Annotated in this window: 24 protein-coding genes; 8 read left to right on the plus strand and 16 right to left on the minus strand. The window is 68.5% G+C overall.

Annotation, left to right across the window (positions count from 1 at the left end; all coding sequences use genetic code 11):
* The first annotated feature begins 138 nt into the window (after window positions 1–138).
* Window positions 139–693: an NUDIX domain-containing protein gene (locus AC1DGD_RS07885; RefSeq protein WP_476856443.1), complete on the plus strand. Its 555-nt coding sequence runs from the start codon at window positions 139–141 to the stop codon at window positions 691–693.
* A 10-nt stretch (window positions 694–703) separates the two neighbouring features.
* Here the strand turns inward: AC1DGD_RS07885 and AC1DGD_RS07890 are convergent, their stop codons facing one another.
* From AC1DGD_RS07890 to truB, 3 genes are read right to left on the minus strand one after another with little or no spacing between them, the layout of a single operon-like run.
* Window positions 704–1,228 (minus strand): hypothetical protein, encoded by a 525-nt coding sequence (locus AC1DGD_RS07890; RefSeq protein WP_476856444.1) that lies wholly within the window; start codon window positions 1,226–1,228, stop codon window positions 704–706.
* A 1-nt stretch (window position 1,229) separates the two neighbouring features.
* Window positions 1,230–1,583: a hypothetical protein gene (locus tag AC1DGD_RS07895; protein ID WP_230012044.1), complete on the minus strand. Its 354-nt coding sequence runs from the start codon at window positions 1,581–1,583 to the stop codon at window positions 1,230–1,232.
* Window positions 1,583–2,596 (minus strand): tRNA pseudouridine(55) synthase TruB, encoded by a 1,014-nt coding sequence (gene truB, locus AC1DGD_RS07900; protein WP_476856445.1) that lies wholly within the window; start codon window positions 2,594–2,596, stop codon window positions 1,583–1,585. Before truB ends, AC1DGD_RS07895 begins: the two co-directional genes overlap by 1 nt.
* A gap of 84 nt (window positions 2,597–2,680) precedes the next feature.
* Between truB and AC1DGD_RS07905 the strand changes: the two genes are divergently transcribed.
* Window positions 2,681–3,895 carry a pyridoxal phosphate-dependent aminotransferase gene (locus AC1DGD_RS07905; RefSeq protein ID WP_223914020.1) on the plus strand — a complete coding sequence of 405 codons (1,215 nt, stop codon included), beginning with the start codon at window positions 2,681–2,683 and terminating at the stop codon, window positions 3,893–3,895.
* Between the two features lie 88 nt (window positions 3,896–3,983).
* Window positions 3,984–4,193 carry a hypothetical protein gene (locus tag AC1DGD_RS07910; RefSeq protein ID WP_028278246.1) on the plus strand — a complete coding sequence of 70 codons (210 nt, stop codon included), beginning with the start codon at window positions 3,984–3,986 and terminating at the stop codon, window positions 4,191–4,193.
* On the opposite strand, the gene trxA is transcribed toward AC1DGD_RS07910, so the two are convergent.
* From trxA to AC1DGD_RS07940, 6 genes are all read right to left on the minus strand, one after another.
* Complete coding sequence (gene trxA / locus AC1DGD_RS07915) at window positions 4,190–4,618, minus strand: thioredoxin (protein WP_476856446.1); 429 nt, start codon at window positions 4,616–4,618, stop codon at window positions 4,190–4,192. The two genes, AC1DGD_RS07910 and trxA, sit on opposite strands and share 4 nt — an antisense overlap.
* 218 nt (window positions 4,619–4,836) lie before the next feature.
* Complete coding sequence (rbfA, locus tag AC1DGD_RS07920) at window positions 4,837–5,346, minus strand: 30S ribosome-binding factor RbfA (protein WP_018774499.1); 510 nt, start codon at window positions 5,344–5,346, stop codon at window positions 4,837–4,839.
* Window positions 5,347–5,638: 292 nt separating this feature from the next.
* On the minus strand, window positions 5,639–8,551 hold the full coding sequence (infB, locus tag AC1DGD_RS07925; RefSeq protein ID WP_223914021.1) for a translation initiation factor IF-2: 2,913 nt from the start codon (window positions 8,549–8,551) through the stop codon (window positions 5,639–5,641).
* A 152-nt stretch (window positions 8,552–8,703) separates the two neighbouring features.
* Window positions 8,704–9,159 carry a YlxR family protein gene (locus tag AC1DGD_RS07930; protein ID WP_084476152.1) on the minus strand — a complete coding sequence of 152 codons (456 nt, stop codon included), beginning with the start codon at window positions 9,157–9,159 and terminating at the stop codon, window positions 8,704–8,706.
* A gap of 157 nt (window positions 9,160–9,316) precedes the next feature.
* Window positions 9,317–10,297: a transcription termination factor NusA gene (gene nusA, locus AC1DGD_RS07935; RefSeq protein WP_018774503.1), complete on the minus strand. Its 981-nt coding sequence runs from the start codon at window positions 10,295–10,297 to the stop codon at window positions 9,317–9,319.
* A complete protein-coding gene (locus tag AC1DGD_RS07940; RefSeq protein ID WP_028277119.1) occupies window positions 10,297–10,914 on the minus strand; it encodes a ribosome maturation factor RimP in 618 nt (205 codons plus the stop codon). Before AC1DGD_RS07940 ends, nusA begins: the two co-directional genes overlap by 1 nt.
* Window positions 10,915–11,019: 105 nt before the next feature.
* Between AC1DGD_RS07940 and AC1DGD_RS07945 the strand changes: the two genes are divergently transcribed.
* From AC1DGD_RS07945 to fdhF, 5 genes are all read left to right on the plus strand, one after another.
* Window positions 11,020–12,264 carry a ferritin-like domain-containing protein gene (locus tag AC1DGD_RS07945; RefSeq protein WP_476856447.1) on the plus strand — a complete coding sequence of 415 codons (1,245 nt, stop codon included), beginning with the start codon at window positions 11,020–11,022 and terminating at the stop codon, window positions 12,262–12,264.
* Window positions 12,265–12,343: 79 nt separating this feature from the next.
* Window positions 12,344–13,072: a VIT1/CCC1 transporter family protein gene (locus AC1DGD_RS07950; RefSeq protein WP_223914023.1), complete on the plus strand. Its 729-nt coding sequence runs from the start codon at window positions 12,344–12,346 to the stop codon at window positions 13,070–13,072.
* Between the two features lie 87 nt (window positions 13,073–13,159).
* Complete coding sequence (locus AC1DGD_RS07955; RefSeq protein WP_476856448.1) at window positions 13,160–14,245, plus strand: aminoglycoside phosphotransferase family protein; 1,086 nt, start codon at window positions 13,160–13,162, stop codon at window positions 14,243–14,245.
* A gap of 84 nt (window positions 14,246–14,329) precedes the next feature.
* Window positions 14,330–16,030 (plus strand): NAD(P)H-dependent oxidoreductase subunit E, encoded by a 1,701-nt coding sequence (locus tag AC1DGD_RS07960; RefSeq protein ID WP_476856449.1) that lies wholly within the window; start codon window positions 14,330–14,332, stop codon window positions 16,028–16,030.
* Window positions 16,018–18,693 carry a formate dehydrogenase subunit alpha gene (gene fdhF / locus AC1DGD_RS07965; RefSeq protein ID WP_476856450.1) on the plus strand — a complete coding sequence of 892 codons (2,676 nt, stop codon included), beginning with the start codon at window positions 16,018–16,020 and terminating at the stop codon, window positions 18,691–18,693. The genes AC1DGD_RS07960 and fdhF overlap by 13 nt, the downstream gene beginning before the upstream one ends.
* A gap of 17 nt (window positions 18,694–18,710) precedes the next feature.
* Here fdhF and AC1DGD_RS07970 read toward each other — a convergent pair whose 3' ends face one another.
* The 7 genes from AC1DGD_RS07970 to ispG form a co-directional block, all read right to left on the minus strand.
* A complete protein-coding gene (locus AC1DGD_RS07970) occupies window positions 18,711–20,123 on the minus strand; it encodes a pyridoxal phosphate-dependent decarboxylase family protein (protein ID WP_476856451.1) in 1,413 nt (470 codons plus the stop codon).
* 67 nt (window positions 20,124–20,190) lie between these two features.
* Window positions 20,191–20,985, minus strand: coding sequence for a sulfite exporter TauE/SafE family protein (locus AC1DGD_RS07975; RefSeq protein WP_028277113.1), 795 nt, complete (start codon window positions 20,983–20,985; stop codon window positions 20,191–20,193).
* A gap of 41 nt (window positions 20,986–21,026) precedes the next feature.
* Window positions 21,027–22,838, minus strand: coding sequence for a proline--tRNA ligase (locus AC1DGD_RS07980; RefSeq protein ID WP_476856452.1), 1,812 nt, complete (start codon window positions 22,836–22,838; stop codon window positions 21,027–21,029).
* 434 nt (window positions 22,839–23,272) lie between these two features.
* The gene (locus AC1DGD_RS07985) at window positions 23,273–23,503 is read right to left on the minus strand and encodes a hypothetical protein (RefSeq protein ID WP_476856453.1); all 231 of its coding nucleotides are present in this window, start codon (window positions 23,501–23,503) and stop codon (window positions 23,273–23,275) included.
* A complete protein-coding gene (locus AC1DGD_RS07990; protein ID WP_476856454.1) occupies window positions 23,488–24,042 on the minus strand; it encodes a hypothetical protein in 555 nt (184 codons plus the stop codon). The genes AC1DGD_RS07985 and AC1DGD_RS07990 overlap by 16 nt, the downstream gene beginning before the upstream one ends.
* Window positions 24,043–24,084: 42 nt before the next feature.
* Entirely contained in the window at window positions 24,085–24,972 is an 888-nt protein-coding gene (locus AC1DGD_RS07995; RefSeq protein WP_223914221.1) for a GNAT family N-acetyltransferase, read from the minus strand.
* Window positions 24,935–26,101, minus strand: a complete 1,167-nt coding sequence (gene ispG / locus AC1DGD_RS08000; RefSeq protein ID WP_476856455.1) for a flavodoxin-dependent (E)-4-hydroxy-3-methylbut-2-enyl-diphosphate synthase — start codon at window positions 26,099–26,101, stop codon at window positions 24,935–24,937. Before ispG ends, AC1DGD_RS07995 begins: the two co-directional genes overlap by 38 nt.
* Between the last annotated feature and the right edge of the window lie 34 nt (window positions 26,102–26,135).

The raw sequence follows: 26,135 nt of genomic DNA on the forward strand, positions 1-26,135 counted from the left end.
CTGCTGGCGCGTGACTCATATTGGGTGACTCCCGGCAGCGCACTTCAGAGCACCTGGAGCCCATAGGGCACGTCCGAGCACGTAACACTGCGTACGACCCCCGCCCTCCTACGGACCGGTGCGTGGCAAGCTGTAGGGATGGACAGCACAGCCGCTCCCCAAGTCGGGGAATCACCGTTCGCACCACTGCTGCCGGGCGATCCGCGCCGCCCGTTGGGCCCACGCGATCCTGGCGATGCCTGGGTCGATGGCGACCGGGGGCGGTTCTGGGGTCGGTTCGGTTCCGCCGGGCTTCTGGTCCACGACCCCGCCAAGGGGGTCCTGCTCCAGCACCGCGCCTTGTGGAGCCATCAGGGCGGCACTTGGGGGCTCCCCGGCGGCGCCCTGCACCAAGGGGAAGAAGCCATCCACGGCGCGTTGCGGGAAGCACACGAGGAAGCGGCCGTGCCTCCGGGGAATCTCCAGGTCCTGTTTACGTCGGTGTTCGACGTCGGCTACTGGTCTTACACCACCGTGGTGGCCGTTGCCCTGCAGCCGTTCGAGGCCGCGATCAGTGATGCGGAAAGTATCGAACTGCAGTGGGTGGGGATTGACGGCGTCGGCGGCAAGGAACTGCACCCGGGCTTCGCCGCGGCCTGGCCGGGGCTGCGCAGCAGGCTCACTGGGGCCCGGCGCATCGCCGGCCGCTTGTAATCAGCCGGAGTCAGTGGTCCCGGGGCGCGGGCCGTCGGCGGTACAGCCAGATGAGTCCCAGGATCGGCAGCAGGAGCGGGATGAATCCGTAGCCGCGGCCAAACAGGGACCATACTGTCTCGTGCGGGAAGTTCACCGAGTCGAACACGCTGAGTGCTCCCACCACCAGGACGCCCACAAGCTCCACCAGGACTGCCGCCACCGAGACCTTGAACGCGGTGCGCCCCGGCTTCGCCAGAGACACGGTGGCCACGACGTAGACGGCGGCGGCGAACGCGGACAGCAGGTACGCCAGCGGCGCCTCGGAAAACTTGGTGAGAATCTGGTAGCCGGCCCGGGCCGTCGCCGAAATCGCGAAGATGGCATAGACAGCAATCAGCAGCCGTCCCGGCCCGGTGTTGCGGGTATCGGTCGTCGCCGGCGCAGTGTCGGCGGATCCAGCGTCCGCCGGCCCAGTGGTCCGGGACGCCGGCGCCGCCGGCTTTCCGGTGCCGTCGTGCGGGGAGTTTGCGCTCACGTTTTCTGCCTCTTCCATCTCAATACCAGATCTGGTTCATGCGCGCCGCCATCACCAGGGCGGTGACGCCGACGGCGGCCAGGACAAAGTTGCTCCAGCGGGTCCGCTCCAGGATGGACCAGTACACGGCCCCAATCGGGAGGATCAGCGCCGTCGCCAGATAGCCCCAGAACTCCCAAGCCTCCCCCGCGATCCGCTCGCCGCTGGCCACCCGGACAATCGAACCCCCCAGATAGACCAGAAGGGCAAGTTCGACGGCGGCCACCGACAGTATCGTCGTGTCGTTGGGCGCCTTCTTCAGGAGGCCCGCGACGACGCAGATGATGCTGGAGAGCAGGCCAACCACCAGAATGATGTAGAAATACGCGTCCACTACTGGCCGGCCAGCTTTTCTGTGGGCTGCTTATCTGTTGCCTGCTTATCTGTGGCCGGCTTGCCGTTGCCGGGCTTTTCATTGCCGGGCTTTTCATTGCCGGGCTTTTCGTTATCCGGCGCGAAGACGAGCACTGGTTTGGCGTAGCTTCCCGCATCGGCCAGGAGGGCCACGAGCGAACCGTCCGGCGCGAACGCCGCTGCCGGTTTGTCCGCGGTCGCTGCCTCCGGCGTGCCTGCCGCTGCTCCGGCTCCGATCCTGCGGCCGAAGGAAATCTCGGTGGTTTCCGCCTCGCTGAGTTCACGGTTCGGCATCAGCGCCCGGGCCGCGTCCGAGATTTCCAGGACGTCCAGCGTCTCGGCCAATTGTTCGAGGGTGTGCGCCTGATCAAGGGTGTATGGACCCACTTGAGTCCTCCGCAGTGCAGTCAGGTGGCCGCCGACGCCGAGAGCATCGCCGAGGTCGCGGGCCAGGGCACGGATGTAGGTACCGGAGGAGCACTCCACGGTGACGTCCACGTCGAGGGACTCGCCGTCGTGGACGGGACGGGTCTCGTGGATCTCAAAGCGGTGGATGGTCACCGGCCGGGCCGCGAGCTTGACCTCTTCACCGGACCGGACCCGGGCGTAGGCGCGTTCGCCGTTGACCTTGATGGCACTGACGCTGCTGGGAACCTGCTCGATTTCCCCGGTCAGTGCCGCGACGCCGGCGCGGACGGCGTCTACGGTGACCCCGGCGGCGCTGCGGGTGGCGGTGATCTCGCCTTCGGCGTCGTCCGTGACGGTGGATTCACCGAGCCTGATGGTGGCGGTGTAGGTCTTGGACGTGCCCACGATGTAGGTCAGCAGCCGGGTGGCCTTGTTGATGCCCACCACCAGAACGCCGGTGGCCATCGGATCCAGTGTCCCGGCGTGGCCGACCTTTCGGGTACCGGCAATCCGCCGCATCCGTCCAACCACATCGTGGCTGGTCCAACCTTGCGGCTTGTCTACTATCACCAGTCCAGAAAGCACGCCTCCCAGTATATGCGGGCCAGCCCCGCCCCGACGCCCACCGTCCCGCCGCCACCGCGGACGCCGGGCGTTAGGATGGCAGACATGCCCGAGCTTGCCGCACATGTCCGCGACGTCCCGATTAACCAGATCCGCGAGATCACCGAAGCCGCCTGGGGAACGCCCGGTGCGATCGTGCTGAGTATCGGGGAGCCGGGCTTCGCAGTCCCCCGCCATGTCCTCGAGGCCGGCATGGCGTGCCTGGACCGGGACGAGACCAACTACACACCTAACGCCGGGATCCCCGCGCTGCGGGAGGCCTTCGCCGCCCGCTTCCGTGAACACAATGCGACGCCGGTCGGCGCGGAGCGCGTGTACGTGGTCGACGGCGCCCAGCAGGGCCTGCATTTCGCCATGAGCCTGTTGCTCTCCCCCGGGGATGAGATCCTCATCCCCAATCCCGGCTACCCCACCTTCGCGATGACGAGCAGCCTGCTGCACGCCGTTCCGGTCCGCTACCCGCTGTACCCGGAGCACGATTTCCAGCCACGGATCGAGGACATCGAGGCGCTCATCACGCCCCGAACCAAGGTGCTGATCCTGAATTCCCCGTCCAACCCGCTCGGCGCTGTCCTGGGCGAGGACCTGACCCGCCGGCTCGTGGAGCTGGCGAGGCGGCACGATCTGTGGGTCATCTCCGACGAATGCTACGAGGCGTTCACCTACGATGTCCCGCACGTCAGCCCGGCCCGCTTCGACAGCGACGTCCCGGGCGAAGCACGCGTTTTCACCTCGCTCACGCTCTCCAAAACCTACGGGCTGACGGGACTGCGGATCGGTGCGCTGATCTGCCCGCCGGGGCTGGAACAGAAGATGAACAACGTGATGGAGTCGATCGTGTCGTGCGTGGCCTCGCCGTCGCAGTACGCCGCGCTGGCAGCGCTGACCGGTCCGCAGGACTACGTCAGCCACGCCCATGCCCACTACCGGGCCAACCGCGACGCGGCCTCGGCGGTGCTGCGCGCCCACGGCATCCCCTACCTCGCGGCCCAAGGCGCGTTCTATTTGTGGGCGGACGTCTCGCATGCCAGTGGCGGGGATGTCCGGTCATGGACGCGCCGCTTCCTGGCGGACTCCGGGGTGGCCTTCGCCCCCGGCACGGCGTTCGGCTCGATCGGCGAAGGCTGGATCCGGATCGCGCTCTGCGGCAGCCAGGCCGATTTGGTGGAGGGCCTCGGGCGCATCCCTGCACGCGAGCCGGCTGCGGGCACCGACAGGTCCACCGGCCCTATCGCCGGGCCGGCCGGCGCCCTAGCCTGAGCTCACGGCGCTTCCAGGCTGGCCCACTGTCCTGGCGTCGGACCTGGCCCGACAGGGCGCCGTGGATTTCCAGCCGAGGGAGTACATCGTGTGGTGGCAAGACCTGCTGTGGGGTTTCTGGAATGGGCTGACGGCATGGATCGTCCTGATCGCCCATGTATTCGGGTTCTGGAGTGAATTCCCGTTCTATAACTCCGCCCGCGCGGGGAACTGGTACGACTTCGGCTACCTCCTGGGCATGGGATCTCCCGTGCTGGGCGGCGGGCTGGGAGCCCGAGGACGCTCAAGACGCCGCTAGGCGGACAGTGCGGCGTCGAGCCAGCTGCGAAGGGCGGCCGACGGCGGCGCACCGGCCTGGCGCGCTGCCACCGCGCCGTTCTTGATGACGAGCAGCGTCGGGATGGCCTGGATATCGAATCTCCGGGACAATCCCGGGGAGATGTCGACGTCGACCTTCACCAGCTTGAACTTTCCAGCCCGCTCCACGGCCAGCTTGTCCAGCACCGGGCTGACCATTCGGCACGGCCCACACCACGCCGCCCAGAAATCGACGAGAACCGGAACGGTGGATTGCTCCGCGACAACCGGGAAATCGGCGTCGGACGCCGCCACGATCCAGGCAAGGTCCCGGCCGCAGTTGCCGCAGCGCGGGTGCCCGGCAGCGGCCGCGGGAATCCGGTTGGTCTTCCCGCAGTGCGGGCATTTGGTCAGGCTGGACTCCACGGCACTCCGCCACCTTTGCGCATAACTGCGGTCCTTGATGCTTCTATATTCGTCAACCGTGGCCCGGCCGTCCACCTCCACGCCGCTCCCGGACAGACTCGAGGCGGTTTTCACCCGGATCCCGGGTCACCGGCAACGGCAGCTGGATCTTTCCGAACGGATACGACAGCAGGGGCCGGATCCGTTACCGGTTCCGGCCCCTGCTGTTGAAGGCATTCCTACTTGTTGCGGTCCTCATCGATTGCGTCGTTGTCAATGAGGTCCAGGTCCTCTTCGTCAAAGTCGTCCTCGTCGAGCTCCACGTCCTGCGGAGTGTCACTCTTGTAAGGATCGGCGTCGCCGGCGTGCTTGGCACTTTCGGCAAGCGCGGCCACCTCGGCGTCGCGCTTCTTCGCCGCCCGGAGCAGCTCCTCAAGGTTCGAGGCGTTGACGGGGATCTGGTCAGCCACGAACTCGAGCGTCGGAGTCAGCCGCACGGTGATGTTCCGCCCGACTTCCTGCCGCAGCACGCCCTTGGCCTTCTCCAGCCCCTTGGCGGCATCGGCCTGGGCCACTTCGTCACCGAACACGGTGTAGTAAACAGTTGCGTGCTGCAGGTCGTTGGTCACCCGCGAGTCGGTCACGGTGACGCCTTCCAGGCGGGGATCCTTCACCCTCCGGCCCAGCGCCTCAGCAACGACAACCTTAATCCGCTGCGCCAACTTGGCAGCCCGTGCGGGATCAGCCATTTCCACTCCTAAAAATTTGGATGTACGACGGCGCTGTAACGGCTGCCGTACACCAGTTGGGTTTTCATGCCACGCGCCTAAGGCGAGTCTACGACGGACTCCCGTTGGTTTCTTCCGGCGGCCCTTTGGAGCCGTGGAGGGGGCCCGGGAGTGGCATCGGGCCTGCCGGAGCTGGATGGCCGACGTCGTAAGACGTCGGCCACCCAGCGTAGGGGCGGGGCCCCCTCTACGGCGGAAAAGTGCAGGGCCGCCGGAAAATCCAACGGCCCCGCACCTGTACTGCTAAACCAACTTAGACGCGCGGCTTCTCGCGCATCTCGAAGGTCTCGATGATGTCACCTTCGGTGATGTCGTTGAACGAGCCAAGACCGATACCACACTCGAAGTCCGTGCGGACCTCGGTTGCGTCGTCCTTGAAGCGCTTGAGCGTCTCAACGGTGAGGTTGTCACCGATGATCTTGCCGTCGCGGCTGATGCGGGCCTTGGCGTTGCGCCGGATAACACCGGAGCGGACGATCGAGCCTGCAATGTTGCCGAACTTGGAGGAACGGAACACTTCGCGGACCTCGGCGGTGCCAAGCTGGACCTCTTCGTACTCCGGCTTGAGCATGCCCTTGAGGGCTGCCTCGATGTCATCGATTGCTGCGTAGATGACGGAGTAGAAGCGCATGTCCACGCCTTCGCGGTCTGCCAGTTCGGCAACACGCTCGGCGGGCTTGACGTTGAAGCCGATGATGACGGCGCTGTCGACCGTTGCCAGGTTGACGTCGTTCTGCGTGATCGCACCGACACCGCGGTGGATGACGCGGAGCTGGACACCCTCGCCGACGTCGATCTTGAGCAGCGCGTCTTCGAGGGCTTCCACGGCACCGGACACGTCACCCTTGAGGATGAGGTTGAGGGTGTCGATCTTGCCATCGGCGACGGCCTGGTCGAAGTCTTCCAGGCTGATGCGCTTGCGGCGCTTGGCCAGGGCGGCGTTGCGGTCGGCCGCTTCACGCTTCTCGGCGATCTGGCGGGCGGTACGCTCGTCAGCGGTCACGAAGAAGGTGTCACCGGCGCGCGGGACGTTGGACAGACCCAGCACCTGCACGGGGCGGGACGGGCCAGCCTCGGTCAGGGCGCTGCCGTCGTCGTCGAACATCGCACGGACGCGGCCGTGGGCCGTGCCTGCCACGATGGTGTCGCCGACGTGCAGGGTACCGGACTGAACCAGGACGGTGGCCACGGAACCGCGGCCCTTGTCCAGGTTGGCTTCAATCGCGATACCGCGGGCGTCCTTGTTCGGGTTGGCGCGCATGTCCAGGGCAGCGTCTGCGGTGAGCAGAACGGCGCCGAGGAGCTCGTCGATGTTCAGGTTCTGGCGGGCGGAGACCTCCACGAACATGGTGTCGCCACCGTATTCTTCCGGAACCAGGCCGTACTCGGTCAGCTGGCCGCGGACCTTGTCCGGGTTGGCGCCTTCCTTGTCGATCTTGTTCACGGCCACGACGATCGGCACGTTGGCCGCCTGGGCGTGGTTGAGGGCTTCAACGGTCTGCGGCATGACGCCGTCGTCCGCTGCGACCACCAGGATGGCGATGTCAGTGACCTTCGCACCACGGGCACGCATGGCGGTGAACGCCTCGTGGCCCGGAGTATCGATGAAGGTGATCTTGCGATCGATGCCTTCGTGGGCGTGGGTGACCTGGTAGGCACCGATGTGCTGCGTGATACCGCCGTGCTCGCCCGCCATAACGTCGGACTTGCGGATGGCATCGAGCAGTCGGGTCTTACCGTGGTCAACGTGACCCATGACGGTGACAACCGGAGGACGTGCCTCGAGGTCTTCATCGCCTTCGGCTTCCAGTTCGGCGTCGAAGTCGATGTCGAAGGTGGAGAGCAGCTCGCGCTCCTCGTCCTCCGGGGACACAACCTGGAGCTTGTAGCCAAGCTCCTCGCCGAGCAGGGCGAAGGTCTCTTCATCCAGCGACTGCGTGGCCGTGGCCATTTCGCCGAGGTGGAAGAGGACCGTCACCAGTGCTGCCGGGTTTGCCTCGATCTTGTCGGCAAAGTCCGTGATGGACGAGCCACGGCGAAGCCGGACTACGGTGTTGCCGTCGCCGCGGGGTACGCTCACGCCACCCAGCGACGGAGCACTCATCTGCTCCAGTTCCTGACGCTTGGCACGCTTCGACTTGCGCTGCTTGCCACGGCCTGCGCCGCCCTTACCGAAGGCGCCCTGGGTGCCGCCGCGACCGCGACCGCCCTTACCAAAGCCACCACCGGCCGGAGCGCCGCCACCGGCACCGGGAGCACCGGTACCCGGAGCGCCACCCGGACGGCCCGGACCACGGCCTCCGCCGCCGGGACGGCCGGCACCAGCGGGTGCGGGACGTTCGGTGCGGTTAGGCATCATGCCGGGAGTCGGGCGGTTGCCGCCGGCTCCTGCCGGACGACCGGCGCCGGGAGCGCCGGCCGGACGCGGGGCGCCGGGGCGCGGGCCGCCTGCGCCTGCTGCCGGACGGGGACCACCCGGACGGGGGCCGCCAGCGCCTGCTGCGGGGCGCGGACCACCGGGGCGTTCACCCTCGGTGCGGCTTCCGCCCGGACGGGGCATTCCCTGGGAAGGAGCGAACGGGTTGTTGCCCGGACGCGAGGGACGTTCGTTGTCGCCGCCGCGGCCGCGGGGCATGCCCTGGGACGTGGCGAACGGGTTGTTGCCGGGACGGGGACCGCCCGGACGCGGTGCAGAACCACCCTGGCGTGCCGGAGCAGCCGGGGTTTCGGCCTTAGGGGCCGGACGCGCGCCGGGCTTGACGCCCGTCGACGGAGCGGCCGGGGCCTGGGCAGCGGGGGCTGCCGGGGCCTGGGCGGCGGGGGCTGCCGGAGCGGCGGGCGCGGCGGCAGGTGCCGCAGCGGCCGGAGCCGGAGCTTCAGCCTTGGGTGCTGCAGCCGCCGGCGCTGCGGGCGCAGCGGGGCCGGGTGCAGGCGCCGGACGGGTCGCTGCCGGGCTGGCAGATGCCTGGGGGGCGGACGCCGGAGCTTCGGACTTCGAAGCTGCGGGGGCGTCGGGGTAAGCGTTGCGCAGTTTCCGCACAACGGGAGCCTCGATTGTTGACGAGGCGGAGCGAACGAATTCGCCCAGTTCCTGCAGTTTGGTTACTGCATCTTTGGAAGTAATACCGAGCTCTTTAGCAAGCTCATGTACGCGGACCTTGGCCACATTTCTCCTGTCTCGGTCCGCACCGAGCCAGGCACGAACCGTCTACTTCTTACTGCGGGCCTCCGCCGCGAATGCAGCTGAAAGGCCCATTGCAGAGCGCAACAAAGTTGTCATCGTTGCGCACTCATCGCTGGGAACTCATCGGGTTTCCATCAGTTTTCTGACCCGCTTTCAGGTTGGACGGTTGTTGCTGCGGCCACCGGGGTGCCCACGGCTTCCGTGCCGGCAGTGATCCGGCGTTCAACATCGGCCGTACCGGCTGCGCCGTTGAGGGCGCGGCCGAACGCTCGACGTTTGACCGCCAGTGCCAGGCACTTTTCGCTGGGGTGCAGCCATGCTCCCCGGCCAGCCATCCGGCGTCGTTCATCCACCACGACGGCGGACGAACCACCGGCGCCGGCGACGAGCCGGAGTAACTCCGACCGCGACCCTTTTTGTCGGCATCCGATACAGGTGCGCTGCGGCTGATTCCCGAGGTGTTGCACATGTGCCACGTTCGAGTATCTTCCTGCCAGTACAACTGCTTGGTGAATCACCGCGTCCCGGGAATCCGGGAAAAACCCAGACGCGCCAAAGACACACGGATACCGGCCGTTAGGCGCGGTCATGTCTATTCTAGCCCCTCCGGCGCCCGGGTCCCGAACCCAGGCATGCCGGTCAGCTTGGAAATCACGGCTAACCCGTGAGAGCGCACACAGGCCGCGGGCCGCGATGGCGGCCCGCAGCCCGTGTTCGTGCGCGTGTTCGTGCGCTTGCGCGCTTGCGCTATTTGCCGGTGTTGACGGCGGCGTCGGAGACGATGTCGATTCGCCATCCCGTGAGCTTGGCGGCGAGACGGGCGTTCTGGCCCTCTTTGCCGATGGCGAGGGAGAGCTGGTAGTCGGGAACGACCACCCGGGCCGAACGCGTCGCCTCGTCGGTGATTGTGACCGAATTCACGCGCGACGGCGAGAGGGCGCTGGCGATGAAGGTCGCAGGATCGTCGTTGTAGTCAACGATGTCGATCTTCTCGTCGTTCAGTTCAGTCATGACCGCCCGGACACGCGAACCCATTTCACCGATGCAGGCGCCCTTGGCGTTCACGCCGGGGGTGTTTGCCTTCACGGCGATCTTGGTGCGGTGGCCGGCTTCGCGGGCAAGCGCCACGATCTCGACCGAACGGTCCGCGATCTCGGGAACTTCGAGTTCGAAGAGCTTCCGGACGAGCCCGGGGTGGGAGCGCGACAGCGTGATGGACGGGCCCTTGGTGCCGCGGTGGACGTCGATCACGAAAGCGCGCAGCCGGTTGCCGTGGATGTACTTCTCGCCGGGAACCTGCTCGGGCGGCGGCAGCAGTGCCTCCACCGTGCCCAGGTTCACCTGGATCATGTGCGGGTTGTTGCCCTGCTGGATGGTGCCGGCGACAAGCTCACCTTCACGGCCCTTGAACTGGCCCAGCACGTTGTCGTCCTCAGCGTCCCGGAGGCGCTGCAGGATGATCTGCCGTGCGGTGCTCGCCGCGATGCGTCCGAAGCCCGCGGGTGTGTCCTCGAACTCGCCGATCGGGGCGCCGTCGTCGTCGATCTCGGTGGCCCAGATGGTCACGTGGCCGCTCTTGCGGTCGAGCTCGGCCCGGGCCTTTTCGAAGGCGCCGGGGGTCTTGTGATAGGCCACGAGCAGTGCCTGCTCGATTGTTGGAATCAGGAGATCCAGCGGGATTTCACGCTCACGCTCCAGGAGTCTCAGTGCGCTCATGTCAATATCCATCAGGCCTCCTCAGAAGGTCCATTGTTTGCTTTTTCCAAGCCGGCCTCTTCGAGGTGGCTGAACTCTATCTCGACTTTTCCGCTGCGGATCCTGTCGAAAGGAAGCTTGACGGGTTCACCCTGTTTGGGCTTCATGCCCTTCTTGACGGCAATTTCCGGAACGAGGGTGACTCCCCCGTCGTCCACGGACTGGACCCTGCCGGTGACGTTGTCGCCTTGGATCACGTTCACGTTGACCATCCGCCCGCGGGCGCGGTGCCAGTGCCGCTCCTCGGTCAGTGGACGGCCGACGCCGGGTGAAGAGACTTCGAGCTCATAGGGGCGCGCGTCCATGCTGGGGTCGTTGTCCAGGGTGTCCGAGAGGGTCTTGGAGATCTCGGCGATGACGTCGAGCCCGACGCCCCCGGTCTCCTCCTGCGGCAGGTCCACCACTACGTGGACCACCCGGTTGGCACCGGCGACATGGATGGATACGTCCTCCAGGTACAGCCGGTTCGCCAGCACTGCGGGTTCCAGGAGTGCGTGAAGGCGCTCGGCCTCGACATTTTGAACGGTTGCGGCTTCAGCCTTTCCCGTCCCGGTCCGGTCTGTTGAAGTCGTGGCTTCTGCGTTGGTCATGATGCCGGCCGCCTCCCGCTAGATGATGTTGTGTGTACTAGCCTAGCGATTTTCCGGGCGGCGTGGTGCACGCAGTTCCGGGCCGGCATGACAACATGGTCTGTTGTGAAAGACGACACCAGGGAAAAGCGATGGCAGGATCACTTTCCCCGGTCGCTCCCCCGCTATGTGCTTTTGGTGTGCCTCGCCCTGGTGGTGGTGAGCCTGGGCGTGGTCCTGACGCCGGCCAGGCCGCCGGAGCCTGCGGGGCCGCCCTTTTCTGAGCAGGCGCGCGCCGCCGCACTGGCCGAAACCCGGCAACTGCTGGACGCCGGCAGCCAGCTTGGCACCGCGGCCCGGGCCGGTTCAAAAGACAGCCCGGCCGAGGGCGCGGATGGCCGTCCGGCCGCTGCCGGGAATCCCGCCATCGAGCGGACTGTGACCTTGCTTACACTCCAGGCGCAAGCGCTGCTGGCGCCCGGAGAAAGTCCTGCGGACCCGGCCGGCGCGGCTGCCGCCTCCGGCCGGGCAACGCCCCCGGCAGCGTCCTCCGCCGCATCGACTCAGTCCGCTTCCGGAGCGCCCGGCTCCGGGGCGTCCGCCGCACCTCTTCCGGCGACCGCAGCCGGGCTGGTGGCGGCCTTGGCAGACAGCGGCCGCCAGCGCCTCGCGGACGCTGCCAGGGCCGACGGCGGCATGGCACGGCTGTTGGCCGCCGTCGGCACCGCTCAGCTGCTGCAGGCGTCCGCCCTCGCCGCCGGCACCGGAACGGCGGCGCCGGCAGCCGACGTAACCTCGCCGCAGGTGTCCGGCACCTGCCCGTCGCCGTCCGCGACGGCGCCCTCCACAGAGGGTCCGGCCGCAGCAGAACCGTCCACAGCAGCGCAGCCCGAAGGAGAGCCATCCGCGGCCGCGTCCAGCCTAGGCGGCGCCCTGGCGTCGGCTGCGCGGACCGAGGCGCAGACCATCTACGGCTACCAGGTGGCGCTGACCCGGCTCGGTGGCGACGCGGCGAAATCCGCGGCCGAGGAACTGGCCCATCATGACGCACTCCTTGGCGCCGTGGAATCCCTGAGCCGGCTGCACTGTTCCGCGGCGCCACCACGCGAGGCGGGCTACGCGCTGGAGCCGTCCTTCCTGACCTCCCCCGCCGCCGGCCTCGGCGACCTGGAAGCCGCCGCCCTGCCGGTCTATGGCGACCTCGTGGCGCTGAGTGAGGGCGGGACCCGGCAGTGGGCCATCGCTGCCCTGTTCGGGTCTGCGAAGCGGGCGGTGCAGTGGGGTGCGGATTCCGGCGCCCTGCCGGGCCTGGACAGGGCCTCGATGCCGACGCGGCCGGCGGGCGAAACGCCGTCGCAGCCCGCGGGCTGAACGCCGGAGCAAGCCTCGGCTTATTTTGGTAAGCCTTGGAATACTGGCATGCCCCGGCGCCGGGTGATTTGCTGTAGGCATGGAAACGACCGGCGCCGCAACCCAGCACGAGAACGAGCCGCACCACAATGACATCGCACACCGCCTCAATTGGCTCCGCGCGGGCGTTCTGGGGGCCAATGACGGCATCGTCTCGGTCGCAGCGATCGTCGTCGGCGTCGCCGGCGCCACCACCGACACCGGAGCAATCCTGCTCGCGGGCGCCGCGGGCGTGGTGGGCGGCGCTATCTCGATGGCGCTCGGGGAATATGTCTCCGTCAGCAGCCAGAAGGACAGCCAGCACGCCTTGATCGAAAAGGAGCGCCGGGAACTGGAGGAACAGCCGGAGGAAGAGCTCGAGGAGCTCGCGGCGATCTACCAGGGCAAGGGCCTCAGCCCCGCGACCGCACGGACGGTGGCCAAGGAACTGACGGCGCACGACGCGCTCGGCGCGCACCTCTCAGCCGAACTCCATATTGACGAGACCGACATCGTGAGCCCCTGGCACGCGGCGTTCGCTTCTGCCATCGCGTTCCTCGCCGGTGCAATCCTGCCCATGCTGGCCATCCTGCTGCCGCCGGAAAGCATCAGGATTCCGCTGACCTTCGTGGCCGTGCTCGTGGCGTTGGCCGCCACTGGCGCCGTGGGCGCGTGGATTGGCGGCGGTTCAAAGCTCAAAGCAGCGATCCGCGTGGTGATTGGCGGCGCCGTGGCGCTGGTGGCAACGTTCGCGATCGGCAACGCGCTCGGCGCGAGCGGCATCGTCTAAAGGCCCCCCGGTCCCAGAGGAACCATCCGAGGCCCGCCTGCGGCCCGCCAACGCGGCGGCGACCCCTCCGGCCCTACGATAGGTCCCGTGAACGCGATCCCAGACGTCCCCATCCCGCCTGATCTTTCCCGCCGGTACGCCCGTACCCCTGCGGGACGCACCTGGCTGGCAACACTTCCTGACCTGATCGGGCGATTCCTCGACCAGTGGGACCTGGAGCCGGATCTGGAACCGGGTGCCCTTCCCTGGAACGGGCACGGCGGCGTCGTCATTCCCGTGCGGCGCCGGGACGGGCAGGGGTCCCCGGGCAAGGGCGAGGCAGCCGTGCTGAAGCTGGCTTTTCCGCATGAGGAGGCCACCCGCGAACACCACGCCCTCGCCCTGTGGGGAGGTCACGGCGCCGTCAGGCTGCTGGCCGCCGACGCCGGTTCCTGCGCCCTGCTCCTCGAGCGCCTGGACGCCTGCCGCTCCCTCCTGGATGTCCCGCTGGACACGGCGGTGACCGCGTGGGGCGGCGTGGTCAGCCAGCTCAGCGTGCTCCCGGACGGCCGGCCGGAGTGGCTGGAAATCGACCACGTGGCGGCACGGGCCGAGCAGTGGAGCGATGAATTCCCGGAGGCGTGGGAACACCTCGGGCGCCCGTTCCCACGCTGGCTGCTCGAAGCGGCGCTGGAGGTCTGCCAGACCCGCGGCGCCGTCGGCCGGCGGTCCGGCAAAGACGTCCTGGTCCACGCGGACCTGCACTACTTGAACGTCCTGGCCCGTCCCGGCGTCCCGGACCCTGGAGCCCGGAAGGAAACACCGCCGCTGGAGTACGCTGCGATTGATCCCCAGCCCATGATCGGGGAGGCGGAGTTCGCGGTGGCCCCGGTGCTGTGGAACAGGCTCCGGGAACTGCCGCAGCAGGATCCCGGGCGGGCCCTGCTCGCGCGGTGCGGGGATTTCAGTGCCGCAGCCGGGCTCGACGCCGAGGCCGCCCGGCAGTGGAGCCTGGCGCGCGAGGTGGAGAACGCCCTCTGGTATGCCTCGCAGCGCCACTATGACGGCGATCTGGCCCGATCGCTGTGGGTGGCGAGCACGCTGGCGGGCCGGACGCTTCCCGGCCTGCCCGCCCCGCAGGAGCTGCCCGATCCGGGCCAGGACATGGCCCACTGGGCGGCGGACCAGCACTAGCCGCAGCCGGCTCCTTCAGCACTTGGCGATCCGGGGACTTTTGGCTCTTCCCCGACCGGGGGTGCCGGGGAGAAGGCTGGACACATGCACGAACCCCGTGGCGGGCGCTCAGCCGCCGAACCTGCCGGGCAGGAGGGTCGGGACAATGACGATCCTTTCCTCCGGTATGCCGCCCGCTTCGAGCGGCCCATCGTGGAGATCAAGAGTATGCTCCGCGGCTCCGTTACCTCCCCGGCCGAGATCGCCCGTGCGCTCGGCTTGCCCGCCGCAGCGGCCGAGGGACCGGCATCGTTTTTCGCCGACTTCTCCGCTCCGCGCGGAACCCGGCACATCCGGGCCTGCGGTGCAGCCGCCTGCTTCGCGGCGTCCGGCGGCAGGCACATGGCGGAAGTGGAAGCGGCGCTGGGAGTGGAAGCGGGGAGCCGAAGCGCGGACGGCGCCGTATCGCTCCAGGAAGTGCGCTGCCTGGGCTACTGCTTCGGCGGACCGGCAGCCCTCGACGGCGGGGACGCGTGTGCTGGGCCCGACCTGGCGGCCCAGTTGCAGGGAACGTCACCGCGGAAGGCGCCGCCCATCCCGGTGTCCTGTGACAGTGCGTACCCTGTGGTGACCGCCGGGCTGCTCGGAGCATCGACGCCATGGTCGGCCTGGCCCGGGGTCGTCGCCGCAGGAACACCTGAAGATGTCCTCAGCCAGGTCGAATCCGCCCGGCTGAAGGGACGGGGCGGAGCCGGCTTCCGCGTCGCCGCCAAATGGCGGGCCGCACTGGAACACCCTGCACCGCGGGTGGTTGTGGCCAACGGTGATGAGGGCGACCCCGGTTCCTTTGCGGACCGCTTGCTCATGGAACAGGACCCGCACCGTGTGCTCGAAGGCCTCGCCCTGGCCTGCTTCGCTGTCCGCGCGGAAACCGGCGTCGTGTTTGTCCGCTCAGAGTATCCCGACGCCGTCGCCCGCCTGCAGGAAGCGCTGCTCGAGGCACGCGCTGCCGGGCACCTCGGCCCGGACGCGGGAGGCAGCGGATTCAGCCTGGAGATCCACGTAGCTGTTGGCGCGGGGTCGTATGTCTCCGGCGAGGAAACGGCCCTGTTGAACGGGCTCGAAGGCCTGCGCGGCGTCGTGCGGCCCCGCCCGCCGTTTCCCACCGCACGGGGGCTCCACGGACGGCCCACCGTAGTCAACAACGTGGAAACACTCAGTGCGGTGCCGTGGATAGTGCAGCACGGCGGAGCCGCATACGCGGCGATGGGGACCGCGGACGAGGCCGGCACGGTGGTCGCCTGCCTGTCCGAACGGTTTCTGCGGCCCGGCGCCTACGAGGTGGAGATCGGCACGCCGGTCCGGCGGATCGTGGAAGATCTCGGCGGCGGGCTTCGGGACGGGGCAGCGATGCGTGCACTGCAAATCGGCGGCCCCCTGGGCGGCTTCCTCGGCCCCGCCGACCTGGACGTGCCCCTGAGCGATACCGCCCTCACCAGCCGGGGAGCGGCCCTCGGCCACGCAGGGATCGTCGCCTTCGATGACAGGCTTTCGGGCGAGCAGGTGCTGCGGAACCTGTGGGACTTTGCGGCAGCGGAGAGCTGCGGGCAGTGCTCGCCCTGCCGGGTGGGGACATGGCGCGGCCGGGCCCTGTCGGAGCGGCCTGACGGGCCGGATATCCGCCGGGAACGCGGCGAGGTGCTGCGCACGTTGGCGGCGGGCAGCCTGTGCGCTTTCGGCCGGCGGGTGCCGTCCGCGGTGTTAAGCCTCGCCCGCGTCTACGGCCTGGACGGATGGCCGTCGTGAAACTCGTTGTCGACGGCCGACTGGTCGAGGTCGCGGCCGGAGCCACGCTGCTCGATGCTGTGCGGGCGGCCGGCCTGGCCCTCCCGACGTTGTGCCACGATGACCGGCTCACCACCGTGGCCTCGTGCCGTACGTGCCTGGTCGACATCACCGGCCGGGGCCCGGCCGCCGCCTGCAGCACCCCGGCGGAGGACGGATTGCGCGTCGCCGTCGAGGCGTCCCGGGCGTTGCGGCGGGATGCCCTGCGGGCCATCGTCGCGGGGCTGCCGACGCGGGCGCTGGACGTCCCGGCCGACCGCAGCGAACTGGCCCGGCAATGCGCCGACTACGGGGTGACTGCACCGTCTGGTGCCGTCACGCCGCCGGAGCGCGGACTTGACCACTCCCACCCGTACGTCAAGCTTGACCGCGATCTCTGTATTGCCTGCGGGCGGTGTGTCCGCGCCTGCGCGGAGATCCAGGGCACGTTCGCCCTGACCCTCACGGGCCGCGGAGCCGGCACGGTGGTGGCGCCGGGCACCGGTGGTCCCTGGGCGGAGTCCGACTGTGTCTCGTGCGGGGCGTGCGTGGATACGTGTCCCACCGGCGCCCTGTCCGAGCCCGGGCTGCTCAACCTGCTGCCGATCGAACGGCAGACCCGGACCACCTGCGGGTATTGTGGCGTCGGCTGCACCCTGGAGGTCTCCACCCGTGACAACGTGATCATGACCGTCCGGCCCGCCGGTGAGGGCTCAGTGAATCGCGGCCACGCGTGTGTCAAGGGACGGTTCGCCCACGGGTTCCTGGGTTCAACAGACCGTCTGACAACCCCGCTGATCCGCAGGAACGGAACCCTGGCGCCCGCGTCGTGGGAGGCCGCAACGGGTTACGTGGCCGCCAGGCTTGCCGGGATCCGGGACGCGGACCCGGGCGGATTCGCCGTCATCTCCTCGGCCCGGGCCACCAACGAGGAGAACTATCTGGCCCAGAAATTCGCCCGGGCAGTCATGGGGACAAACAACGTGGACAACTGCGCCCGGCTCTGTCACGCCCCCTCGGCGGCCGGCTTGGCCGCCACGTTTGGCCTGGGCGGCGGCACGAATGCATTCGATGACCTCGACCGGTGCGACGTGATCCTCCTGGTTGGCGCGAATCCGACGGCGGCGCACCCCGTTGTCGGTTCACGGATCTTCCAGCGGGTCATGGACGGCGCCCGCCTGCTGGTGGTGGATCCCCGGCGCACGTTCCTGGCCCGGCACGCCGACGTCCACCTGCGGCCCCGGCCGGGAACCAACGTGGCCGTGTTCAACGGCCTGGCCCACGTCCTGGTCCGCGAGGGGCTCGTGGACTCCGCCTTCCTTGATACCCACACCAACGGCTATGACGAGCTGCTCGGGTTGCTCGAGGACTACCCGCCGGAACGCGTAGCCGAAATCTCCGGTGTCCCGGCGCACGACCTCGTGCGCGCCGCCGTGATGTACGGTCAGGCACTGGTCCCGGCGATCTTCTACGGACTCGGCGTGACCGAACACCGGCACGGCACGGACGGTGTCCGGACCCTGTCCAACCTGGCACTCCTGCGCGGTGCCGTCGGGCCGGGTGCCGGCGGTGGGGTGAACCCGCTGCGCGGGCAAAACAACGTCCAGGGTGCGTCTGACATGGGGGCTCTGCCTGACCTGCTGCCCGGCTACCAGAAGGTCTTGGACCCGGCAGCGCGGACCCGCTGCGCCGAGGCCTGGCGGGCCGATGTGCCGTCGCGGCCAGGGCTTCGGATCCCGCAGATGTTCGCGGCCGCCCGGGACGGGGCGTTGCAGGCGCTGTGGGTGATCGGGGAGGACGTGCTCGCCACCGATCCTGACAGCGCTTCGGTGCGGGCGGCCCTGGCTGCCTGCCCGCTGGTGATCTGCAACGATCTGTTCCTCTCCCCCACGGCCGCCGCAGCGGACGTCGTCTTTCCCGTGGCCGCCTGGCTCGAGAAGGACGGCACGTTCGTCAACTTCGACCGGCGCTTCCAGCGGGTCAGGGCCGCCGTGGCGCCCCCGGCCGGCGTCCGCACAGACTTCGCGGTGCTGCACGCCGTCGCGGCCGTCATGGGGGCGGACCTTGGATGCCCCACACCGGAGGAGGCCATGGCGGAGTGCGCCAGCCTGGCGCCGCTGTTCGGCGGAATATCCCACGCACGCCTGGACCGGGACGGCCCGCTGCATTGGCCGTGCGGGTCCGCCGTTTCCCCCGGAACACCTCGGCTCTATCAGGACCGGTTCGCCACCCCGGACGGTCTGGCACACCTGGCCGCGCGGCCGTACCTGCCGCCGGGCGAGCAGTGCGACGCGGCCTATCCGTACCTTCTCGTCACCGGGCGCAGGGCGGAGCATTACAACTCCGGCAGCATGACCCGCCGGACCGACAACCTGGTCCTGCTCCCCGACGAAACGATCGACGTCGAGCCCGGGGACGCGGCGGCGCTGGGACTGAATGATGGCGATACTGTCCGGCTGGACAGCCGGCATGGAATGGCGGTCCTGCGGCTCAGGATCACGGACGATGTGGAACCCGGTCAGGTGTTCGCGGGCTTCCATTTCCCCGGCGCAACAGTCAACAGCCTCACCTCTGCCGTGGAGGACGAGGTAACGGGGTGCCCTGAATACAAGGTGACCGCGGTCCGCATCTCCGCGCACGCGTAACTCGCTAACCCCCGCAGTCAGCCCCGCACCGCCGCCAGCGCGTCGCGGACGGCGTCGACGGCGACTCTGACGTCGGCGTCGTCCGTGCTCCAGTTGCTCACCGAAATCCGCAGGATATCGCGGTCCTGCCAGCGTGACCCGGACATCCAGACCCGGCCATCAGCCATGACCCTCTCCGTCACGGCCCGGGTCACGGCGTCGTCGCCAAACGCCAGGGACACCTGGGTGTAGTCGACGTCGTTGAGCACCTCCACGCCGTCCAGCGCCCCGAGCTGCTCGGCCAACTGCGCGGCCCGCTGCACGAGCGTGCGGACCTGGCTGGCGACGCCGTCGCGGCCCAGGGATTTCAGCGCCGCCCACACCGGGACGCCCCGCGCGCGGCGGGAGAGCTCAGGCACGGACTCGAACGGGTCCCCGGCACCGTCCGCGGCCTGGATCAGGTAGCTGGTGTGCAGCCCCATCGCCGACCGCAGGGCCTGGGCGTCGCGCACGATCACGATCCCGCAGTCGTACGGGACGTTGAGGGTCTTGTGCGCATCCGTCCCCCACGAATCGGCCAGCCCGAGTCCCGCGGTCAGGGCGGACAACTCGGGCACGGCGGCCGCCCAGAGTCCGAAAGCCCCGTCCACGTGCACCCAGGCGCCGTGCGCCTTCGCGACGGCGATGGCCTCGGCGAAGGGGTCGAAGGCGCCCGAATGCAGGTTGCCGGCCTGCAGGCACACCAGGGCCGGGACCGGGCGGCCGTCCTCCCCCGCACGGAGCGCAAGGTCCAGGGCGCAATCCAGCTCGGCCGGGATGATGCGCCCCTGGCGGTCGGACGGCACCACGGTGGGACGTCCCAGGCCCAGGTAGCGCAGGCCGAGGTCGATGGTGTCGTGCCGTTCCTGCCCCGCAAAGCAGCGGATCCGGGGCGCACCGGCGAGGCCGTCGCCGTCGAGGTCCCAGCCGGCGTCGGCCATGAGCCGCCAGCGGGCGGCGGCGAGGCCGGTGAAGTTGGCCATGGTGGCGCCGGTGGCGAAGCCGACGTCGGACTCCCCGGGCAGACCCAGCAGCTCAAGGATCCATTTGCCGGCGGCTTCCTCGATCGCGGCGGTGGCGGGCGTGGCGAAGCGCAGCCCCGCGTTTTGGTCCCAGGCGCTGAGCAGCCAGTCGGCCGCCAGCGCCGCCGGCAGCGTGCCGCCGATGACCCAGCCGAAGAACCGCCCGGACGGCATGGCCATCAGCCCGGGTTCGGCCTTGGCCGCAAGATAGTCCACCACTTCCGCCGCCGGCATGCCCTCTTTGGGCAGCGGTCCGCCGAAGTCGGCCGCCAGCTCGGCCGCCGTGACCTGCGGCCCGATTCGGCGTGTTCCCTGGCTCTCAAGCCACCGGCGTGCGTGTCCGGCCGCGGCCTCGAGGGCATCCCGGTAGCGTTCCTCACCTGCTGACATAGCTGCATGCTACGCCCGGGGCCAGCGGACCGGGAGTCCCATGCGGGTTGCCGCGGAACCAAGCGGCTTAGGACAGGTTGTCCTGCCAGACGTCGGAACCGAGCTTGATGATCAGCGCGCCCACCACCACCAGGAACACGATCCGGATGAACTTGCTCCCCTGCCGGACCGCAGTCCGGGCACCGAGGTAGCCGCCGGCCATGTTCGCCATGCCCAGCAGCAGCCCGAGCCCCCACAGCACGGCGCCGTGCGGAACAAAGAACAGCAGGGCGCCGGCGTTGGTGGCCACGTTCACGATCTTGGCCTTGGCGCTGGCCTCCAGGAAGGCGTAGCCCATGGCCGAGACGAGGGCGATGATCAGGAACGAACCGGTGCCGGGACCGATCAGGCCGTCGTAGAAGCCGATCACGCCGCCGATCAGGCAGGCCACCACGTAGTGCCGGTGCCCCTCGTGGCGCAGCTTGGTCAGCTCACCGATGCCGGGCTGGAAGGCGGTGAAGAGCGCGACGGCGATCAGCGCCAGCACGATGATCGGCTTGAACACGCTGGCCGGCAGGTTGGCGGCCAGCGCCGCACCGCCGTAGCTGCCCGCCAGCGCGATCGCTGCCATGGGCAGGGCGGTGCGCAGATCGGGCCGGACGCGGCGGTAGTACGTGGCCGCGCTGGTGCTGGTGCCGAAGATGGACCCCATCTTGTTGGTCGCCAGTGCCTGGACCGGGCTGATGCCCGGCACCAGGAGCATCGCCGGGAGCTGGATGAGCCCGCCGCCGCCGACGACGGCGTCGACCCATCCGGCCGCCAGGCCGGCCACGACGATCAGGATGACAGTTCCGAGCTGGATCGATTCGAGTCCGGAGACCATTACTTAGTACGGCTTAGTACGGCGCCCGGGACGGCGCGGCATCAGCTGTTGCGCACGGCGTTGACCACGTAGTCAACAGCCTTGTCAACGGCTACATTCTCGGCACTGCCGCTGCGGCGGTCCTTGATCTCCACGACGCCGTCCACGAGTCCGCGTCCGACGGCGAGGATGGTGGGGACGCCGACGAGTTCGGCGTCGCCGAACTTCACGCCGGGGGAAACCTTGGGGCGGTCGTCATAGATGACGTCCAGGCCGGCAGCCTCGAGCTCCAGGGACAGTTTTTCGGCGGCGGCGAAGATCTCCTCGCCGCGGCCCACGGCCACAACGTGGACGTCGGCGGGGGCGACGGCGCGCGGCCAGACCAGGCCCCGGTCGTCGTGGTTGGACTCTGCCAGGGCCGCCACGGCGCGGGTGACGCCGACGCCGTAGGAGCCCATGGTCACCACCACCTGCTTGCCGTTCTGGTCCAGGACTTTCAGGTCCAGGGCGGCGGCGTACTTCCGGCCCAGCTGGAAGATGTGGCCCATTTCGATGCCGCGGGCGGTTTCGAGGGGACCGGAACCGTCGGGAGCCTCGTCGCCGGCGCGCACCTCGGTGCACTCGATGACTCCGTCCCAGCCGAAGTCGCGTCCGGCGACGAGGCCGAAGACGTGCTTGCCGGCCTCGTTGGCGCCGGTGACCCAGGCAGAGCCGCTGACGACGCGGGGATCCACGAGGTAGAGCAGCTTTGCGGCGCCCTCGCTGCCCAGCAGCGGCGCGTCCAGGGACATGCCGGGGCCGAGGTAGCCCTTGACGATCAGGGGCTGCTTCTTGAGGTCGTCCTCATTGGCGGCTTCGAGCGTGATCTCGCCGGCAATCGGCAGGAAGGACCCGATGTTCGCCTCGACGCGCTTGAGGTCCACACCGCGGTCTCCGGGGAGGCCGATGACGACGATCTGGCGTTCGCCGGTGAGCAGCGTCACGGCGAGGACGACGTTCTTGAGCGTGTCGGCGGCGGTCCAGGGGCCGCCGTCGGCCTCTGTGCGCGGAACCAGCACGTTGGCGGCGTCGACGAGGGTTTCGATGGTGGGGGTGTCCGGGGTGTCCCGGACTTCGGCGGCCGGGGCGTTGCTGAAGTCGATGTCCGCGGGGACCACTGTGGTGACGGCCTCGACGTTGGCCGCGTAGCCGCCGGCCGAGCGCACGAAGGTGTCCTCACCGATCTCGGTGGGGTGCAGGAATTCCTCGCTCTTGGACCCGCCCATGGCGCCGGCGGTGGCAGCAACCGGAATCACTTCGAGGCCGAGGCGCTCGAAGATCTTCAGGTACGCGCCGCGGTGGGCGGCGTAGCTGTCGTCCAGGCCGGCGTCGTCGACGTCGAAGGAGTAGGAATCCTTCATGATGAATTCGCGGCCGCGCAGCAGGCCTGCGCGCGGACGCGCCTCGTCGCGGTACTTGTTCTGGATCTGATAGATGCTCAGCGGCAGGTCCTTATACGAGGAGTACAGGTCCTTGACCAGCAGGGTGAACATTTCCTCGTGCGTGGGGGCCAGAAGGTAGTCGTTGCCCTTGCGGTCCTTGAGCCGGAAGATGCCCTCGCCGTATTCGGTCCAGCGGTTCGTGGCCTCGTAGGGTTCCTTGGGCAGCAACGCCGGGAAGTGGACTTCCTGGGCTCCGATGGCGGTCATTTCCTCGCGGATGACCTGCTCCACCTTGCGCAGCACACTGAGCCCCAGCGGCAGCCAGGTGTAGATGCCGGGCGCGGCCCGCCGGATGTAGCCGGCGCGGACCAGGAGCCGGTGGCTGGCCACCTCGGCGTCGGCGGGATCTTCGCGCAGGGTGCGCAGGAACAGCTTGGAGAGTCGAAGGACCACAGGTGGGGTATCCGTTTCTGGGGAAGTGCGGGCAAAGCCTAAGAAAAGCATCTAGGTACTAATCTACCGTCCGGAGCGCACCGCTTTGCCGCGCCGGCCCCGCTGCGGCCCCGCTTCTCCTCCGCTTCTCCCCCGCTTCTGCGGAGCGCGGCGCATGGAAGAGCCACGCCATAACTGATGGAAGCCCCTGGCCGTTTTCCGGCTGGTCATCCCGTCATGGCGTGGCTCCGTGGCCCCAGCACCCCCAGATCTCAGGCTGCGAGCTACTTGGTGTCGTCTCCAGGCGTTGTCTTCCCCGGAAAATGCGTTGGGGAGTGTGCGCGCCTATGCGACACGGCTAGGTAGAACCTATGTGACATGCGGCCGGGAAGCAATAGTCTGCAACCGGATATTTTCGACATGTCGTTGCGGATCCATGCGCGGCGGCAATCGGGCTACTTCCCGACGAGCGCGGCGGCCTGATCCAGTAATTTTCCGGCCCGGGAGATGGCGTCGGCCTCGCTGCCGCCACCTGCCGCGCTGACGGTGATGAGAACGCCGTCCTGGATCACCTGTCCGGTGATCGCAGATTGCTTCCGGCCACCCGGCAGTGCGGTGTCTGTCCGGTACGCGACGGTGCCCGGGGTTGAGCCGACTCCGGCCAGCTTGGTCAGTTTGAGGTCCACTTTGGTGCCATTGGTCGTGAATGAAAGGGCTGAGCACTTATTGAGTCCTCGCCCTGGGCGAGTCCCTTCTTGAGGAGCTTGGCGTCAGCCCGGAACGCCAGGGAGACACCCGTGGAAGCGCCCGTCCCGGCATCTTGGGCCACCCCCGCCGCGACCGCCGTGCCCTCGGTCGAGGCTGCCTGGCCACCAAGGGCCAGAGCCGCGCACTCCGCGGGTTCCACCGAGATCGATGCCAGCAAGGACTTTGCCTGTTCGACCGACTTCTTGAGATCGGCAAGCGGCATCACGGTGAGCGGCTTGCCGTGCGCATCCTTCAACTGTGCCACGAGGGCCGTCAGTTCATCGCTCGTGTAAGCCTTGGCTTGCGTCTGGGTGGGAGTAGGCGTCGTGGCCGCGCTGGGAACCGTGGTTGCGGCCTGGGCTTGCGCACTCTTGGCTGTATCCGGCGAGCCGGTGGGCGTGCCACATGCGGCCAATCCCATGGCGCCCCAGGCGAGGAGCGCCGAGGCCCCGAAAATGCGCAGCACTGATGTCTTCATGTTTCCCCCAAAAAACTAGACCGGCCAGCCGGCATTTGCCCGCTAGAAGAGCACTGTAGCGAACGTGCCCACCTGGCGAAAGCCCACCCGATCGTAGGTGGCGCGTGCCTTGGCGTTGAACCCGTTGACGTACAGGCTGGTCACCGGCGCGAGGGTCTGGGCGAGGACGACGACGGCGGCCATGTAGCCCGCGCTCAGTCCCAGTCCGCGGAAGTCGGGATTCATCCAGACGCCCTGGACCTGGGTCACTTCCGGCGTGACGGCGCCGAGTTCGGCCTTGAAGACGACATCGCCGGCGGCGTTCACGTGCACGAGGGAATGGCCCTGGCGGATGAGGCTCTTGACGCGCCGGCTGTAATACTCCCTGCCGCCGAGGTAGGGCGAATAGCCCACTTCTTCCTCAAACATTGCGGCGCATGCGGGCAGGATCTTGTCGAAGTCAGCCAGCTGGCCAAAGCCGAGTGCGGGCTCGGGCCGGACGGCGGGCGGCCCCGCAATCGTCAGCAGGGGCTGGTGGTCCCGGACTTCGTGGGCCGTCTGGCCGAGCTGCTCCAGCGCCGCGTAGAGAGCCAGCACAGTTTCGGCGGGGCCAAAGATCGAGGCGTAGCGGCGCCCGGAGCGGTGCGCGGCCATCGCAATGAGGCCGGCGAGCTCGGGCGCCAGCTCGATCGGCACCAGGTTGGCACCGGCCCAGCAGGCACCGAGGAGGGTGCCGCCGTCGAACACGCCAAGAATGCTGGCGCCCCCGGCCGTGGGAGACGCCGTACCGGCGGTCTCCAGGTGCGAGAGGATGAAGACATTGGCGACGGCGTCCCGGTGCGCCAGCGCCAGCAGTTGTCCGGTGTCCGCGCCGCCAAGGACCCGGACGACGACGCCGGGAGCGGCGTCGTCCTTACGAGACGCTAACCACGGGGCTACCCTTGACAGCATCTTCGCCATCGGCGTCCCCCATCTCTTCTGCGATACGCATGGCTTCTTCGATCAGTGTCTCAACAATCTGATCCTCCGGGACAGTCTTGATGACCTCGCCCCTGACAAAGATCTGGCCCTTGCCGTTGCCGGAGGCGACGCCGAGATCGGCCTCGCGGGCCTCGCCGGGACCATTGACCACGCAGCCCATGACTGCCACGCGCAGCGGGACTTCCATGCCTTCCAGGCCAGCGGTGACCTGCTCGGCGAGCGTGTAGACGTCCACCTGGGCGCGGCCGCAGGACGGGCAGGAGACGATTTCCAGCTTGCGGGGGCGCAGGTTGAGCGACTGCAGGATCTGGTTGCCCACCTTGATTTCCTCGACCGGCGGGGCCGAGAGGGAGACGCGGATGGTGTCGCCGATCCCGCGGGAGAGCAGGGCGCCAAACGCCGTGGCGGACTTGATGGTGCCCTGGAAGGCCGGTCCGGCCTCGGTGACGCCGAGGTGCAGGGGCCAGTCGCCCTTTTCGGCCAGCATCTCGTAGGCGGCAACCATGATGACCGGGTCGTTGTGCTTGACGGAGATCTTGAAGTCGTGGAAACCGTGCTCCTCGAAGAGGGACGCCTCCCAAACGGCGGATTCCACGAGGGCTTCCGGGGTGGCCTTGCCGTATTTCTTCATGATGCCAGGTTCCAGGGATCCGGCGTTGACGCCGATCCGGATGGAGGTGCCGTGGTCCTTGGCGGCGCGGGCGATCTCCTTGACCTGGTCATCGAACTTGCGGATGTTGCCCGGGTTCACGCGCACGGCGGCACAGCCGGCCTCGATCGCGGCGAAGACGTACTTCGGCTGGAAGTGGATGTCCGCGATCACCGGGATCTGGGACTTCTTGGCGATGATCGGCAGCGCCGCGGCGTCATCGGCCGACGGGCAGGCGACGCGCACGATGTCGCAGCCGGAGGCCGTGAGTTCCGCGATCTGCTGCAAGGTGGCGTTGATGTCGGTCGTCGGCGTCGTGGTCATGGACTGGACGCTGATGGGCGAATCGGAGCCGACGCCGACTGATCCCACCTTGATCTGGCGCGTCTTGCGGCGGGGGGCAAGGACGGGGGGCGGTGCTGACGGCATTCCCAGGCTGACCGAGGTCACATGGACTCCCTTTTAGAATTCGAAGTTGCGAAGG

This window comes from Arthrobacter sp. 05T45 (genome assembly GCF_056395875.1).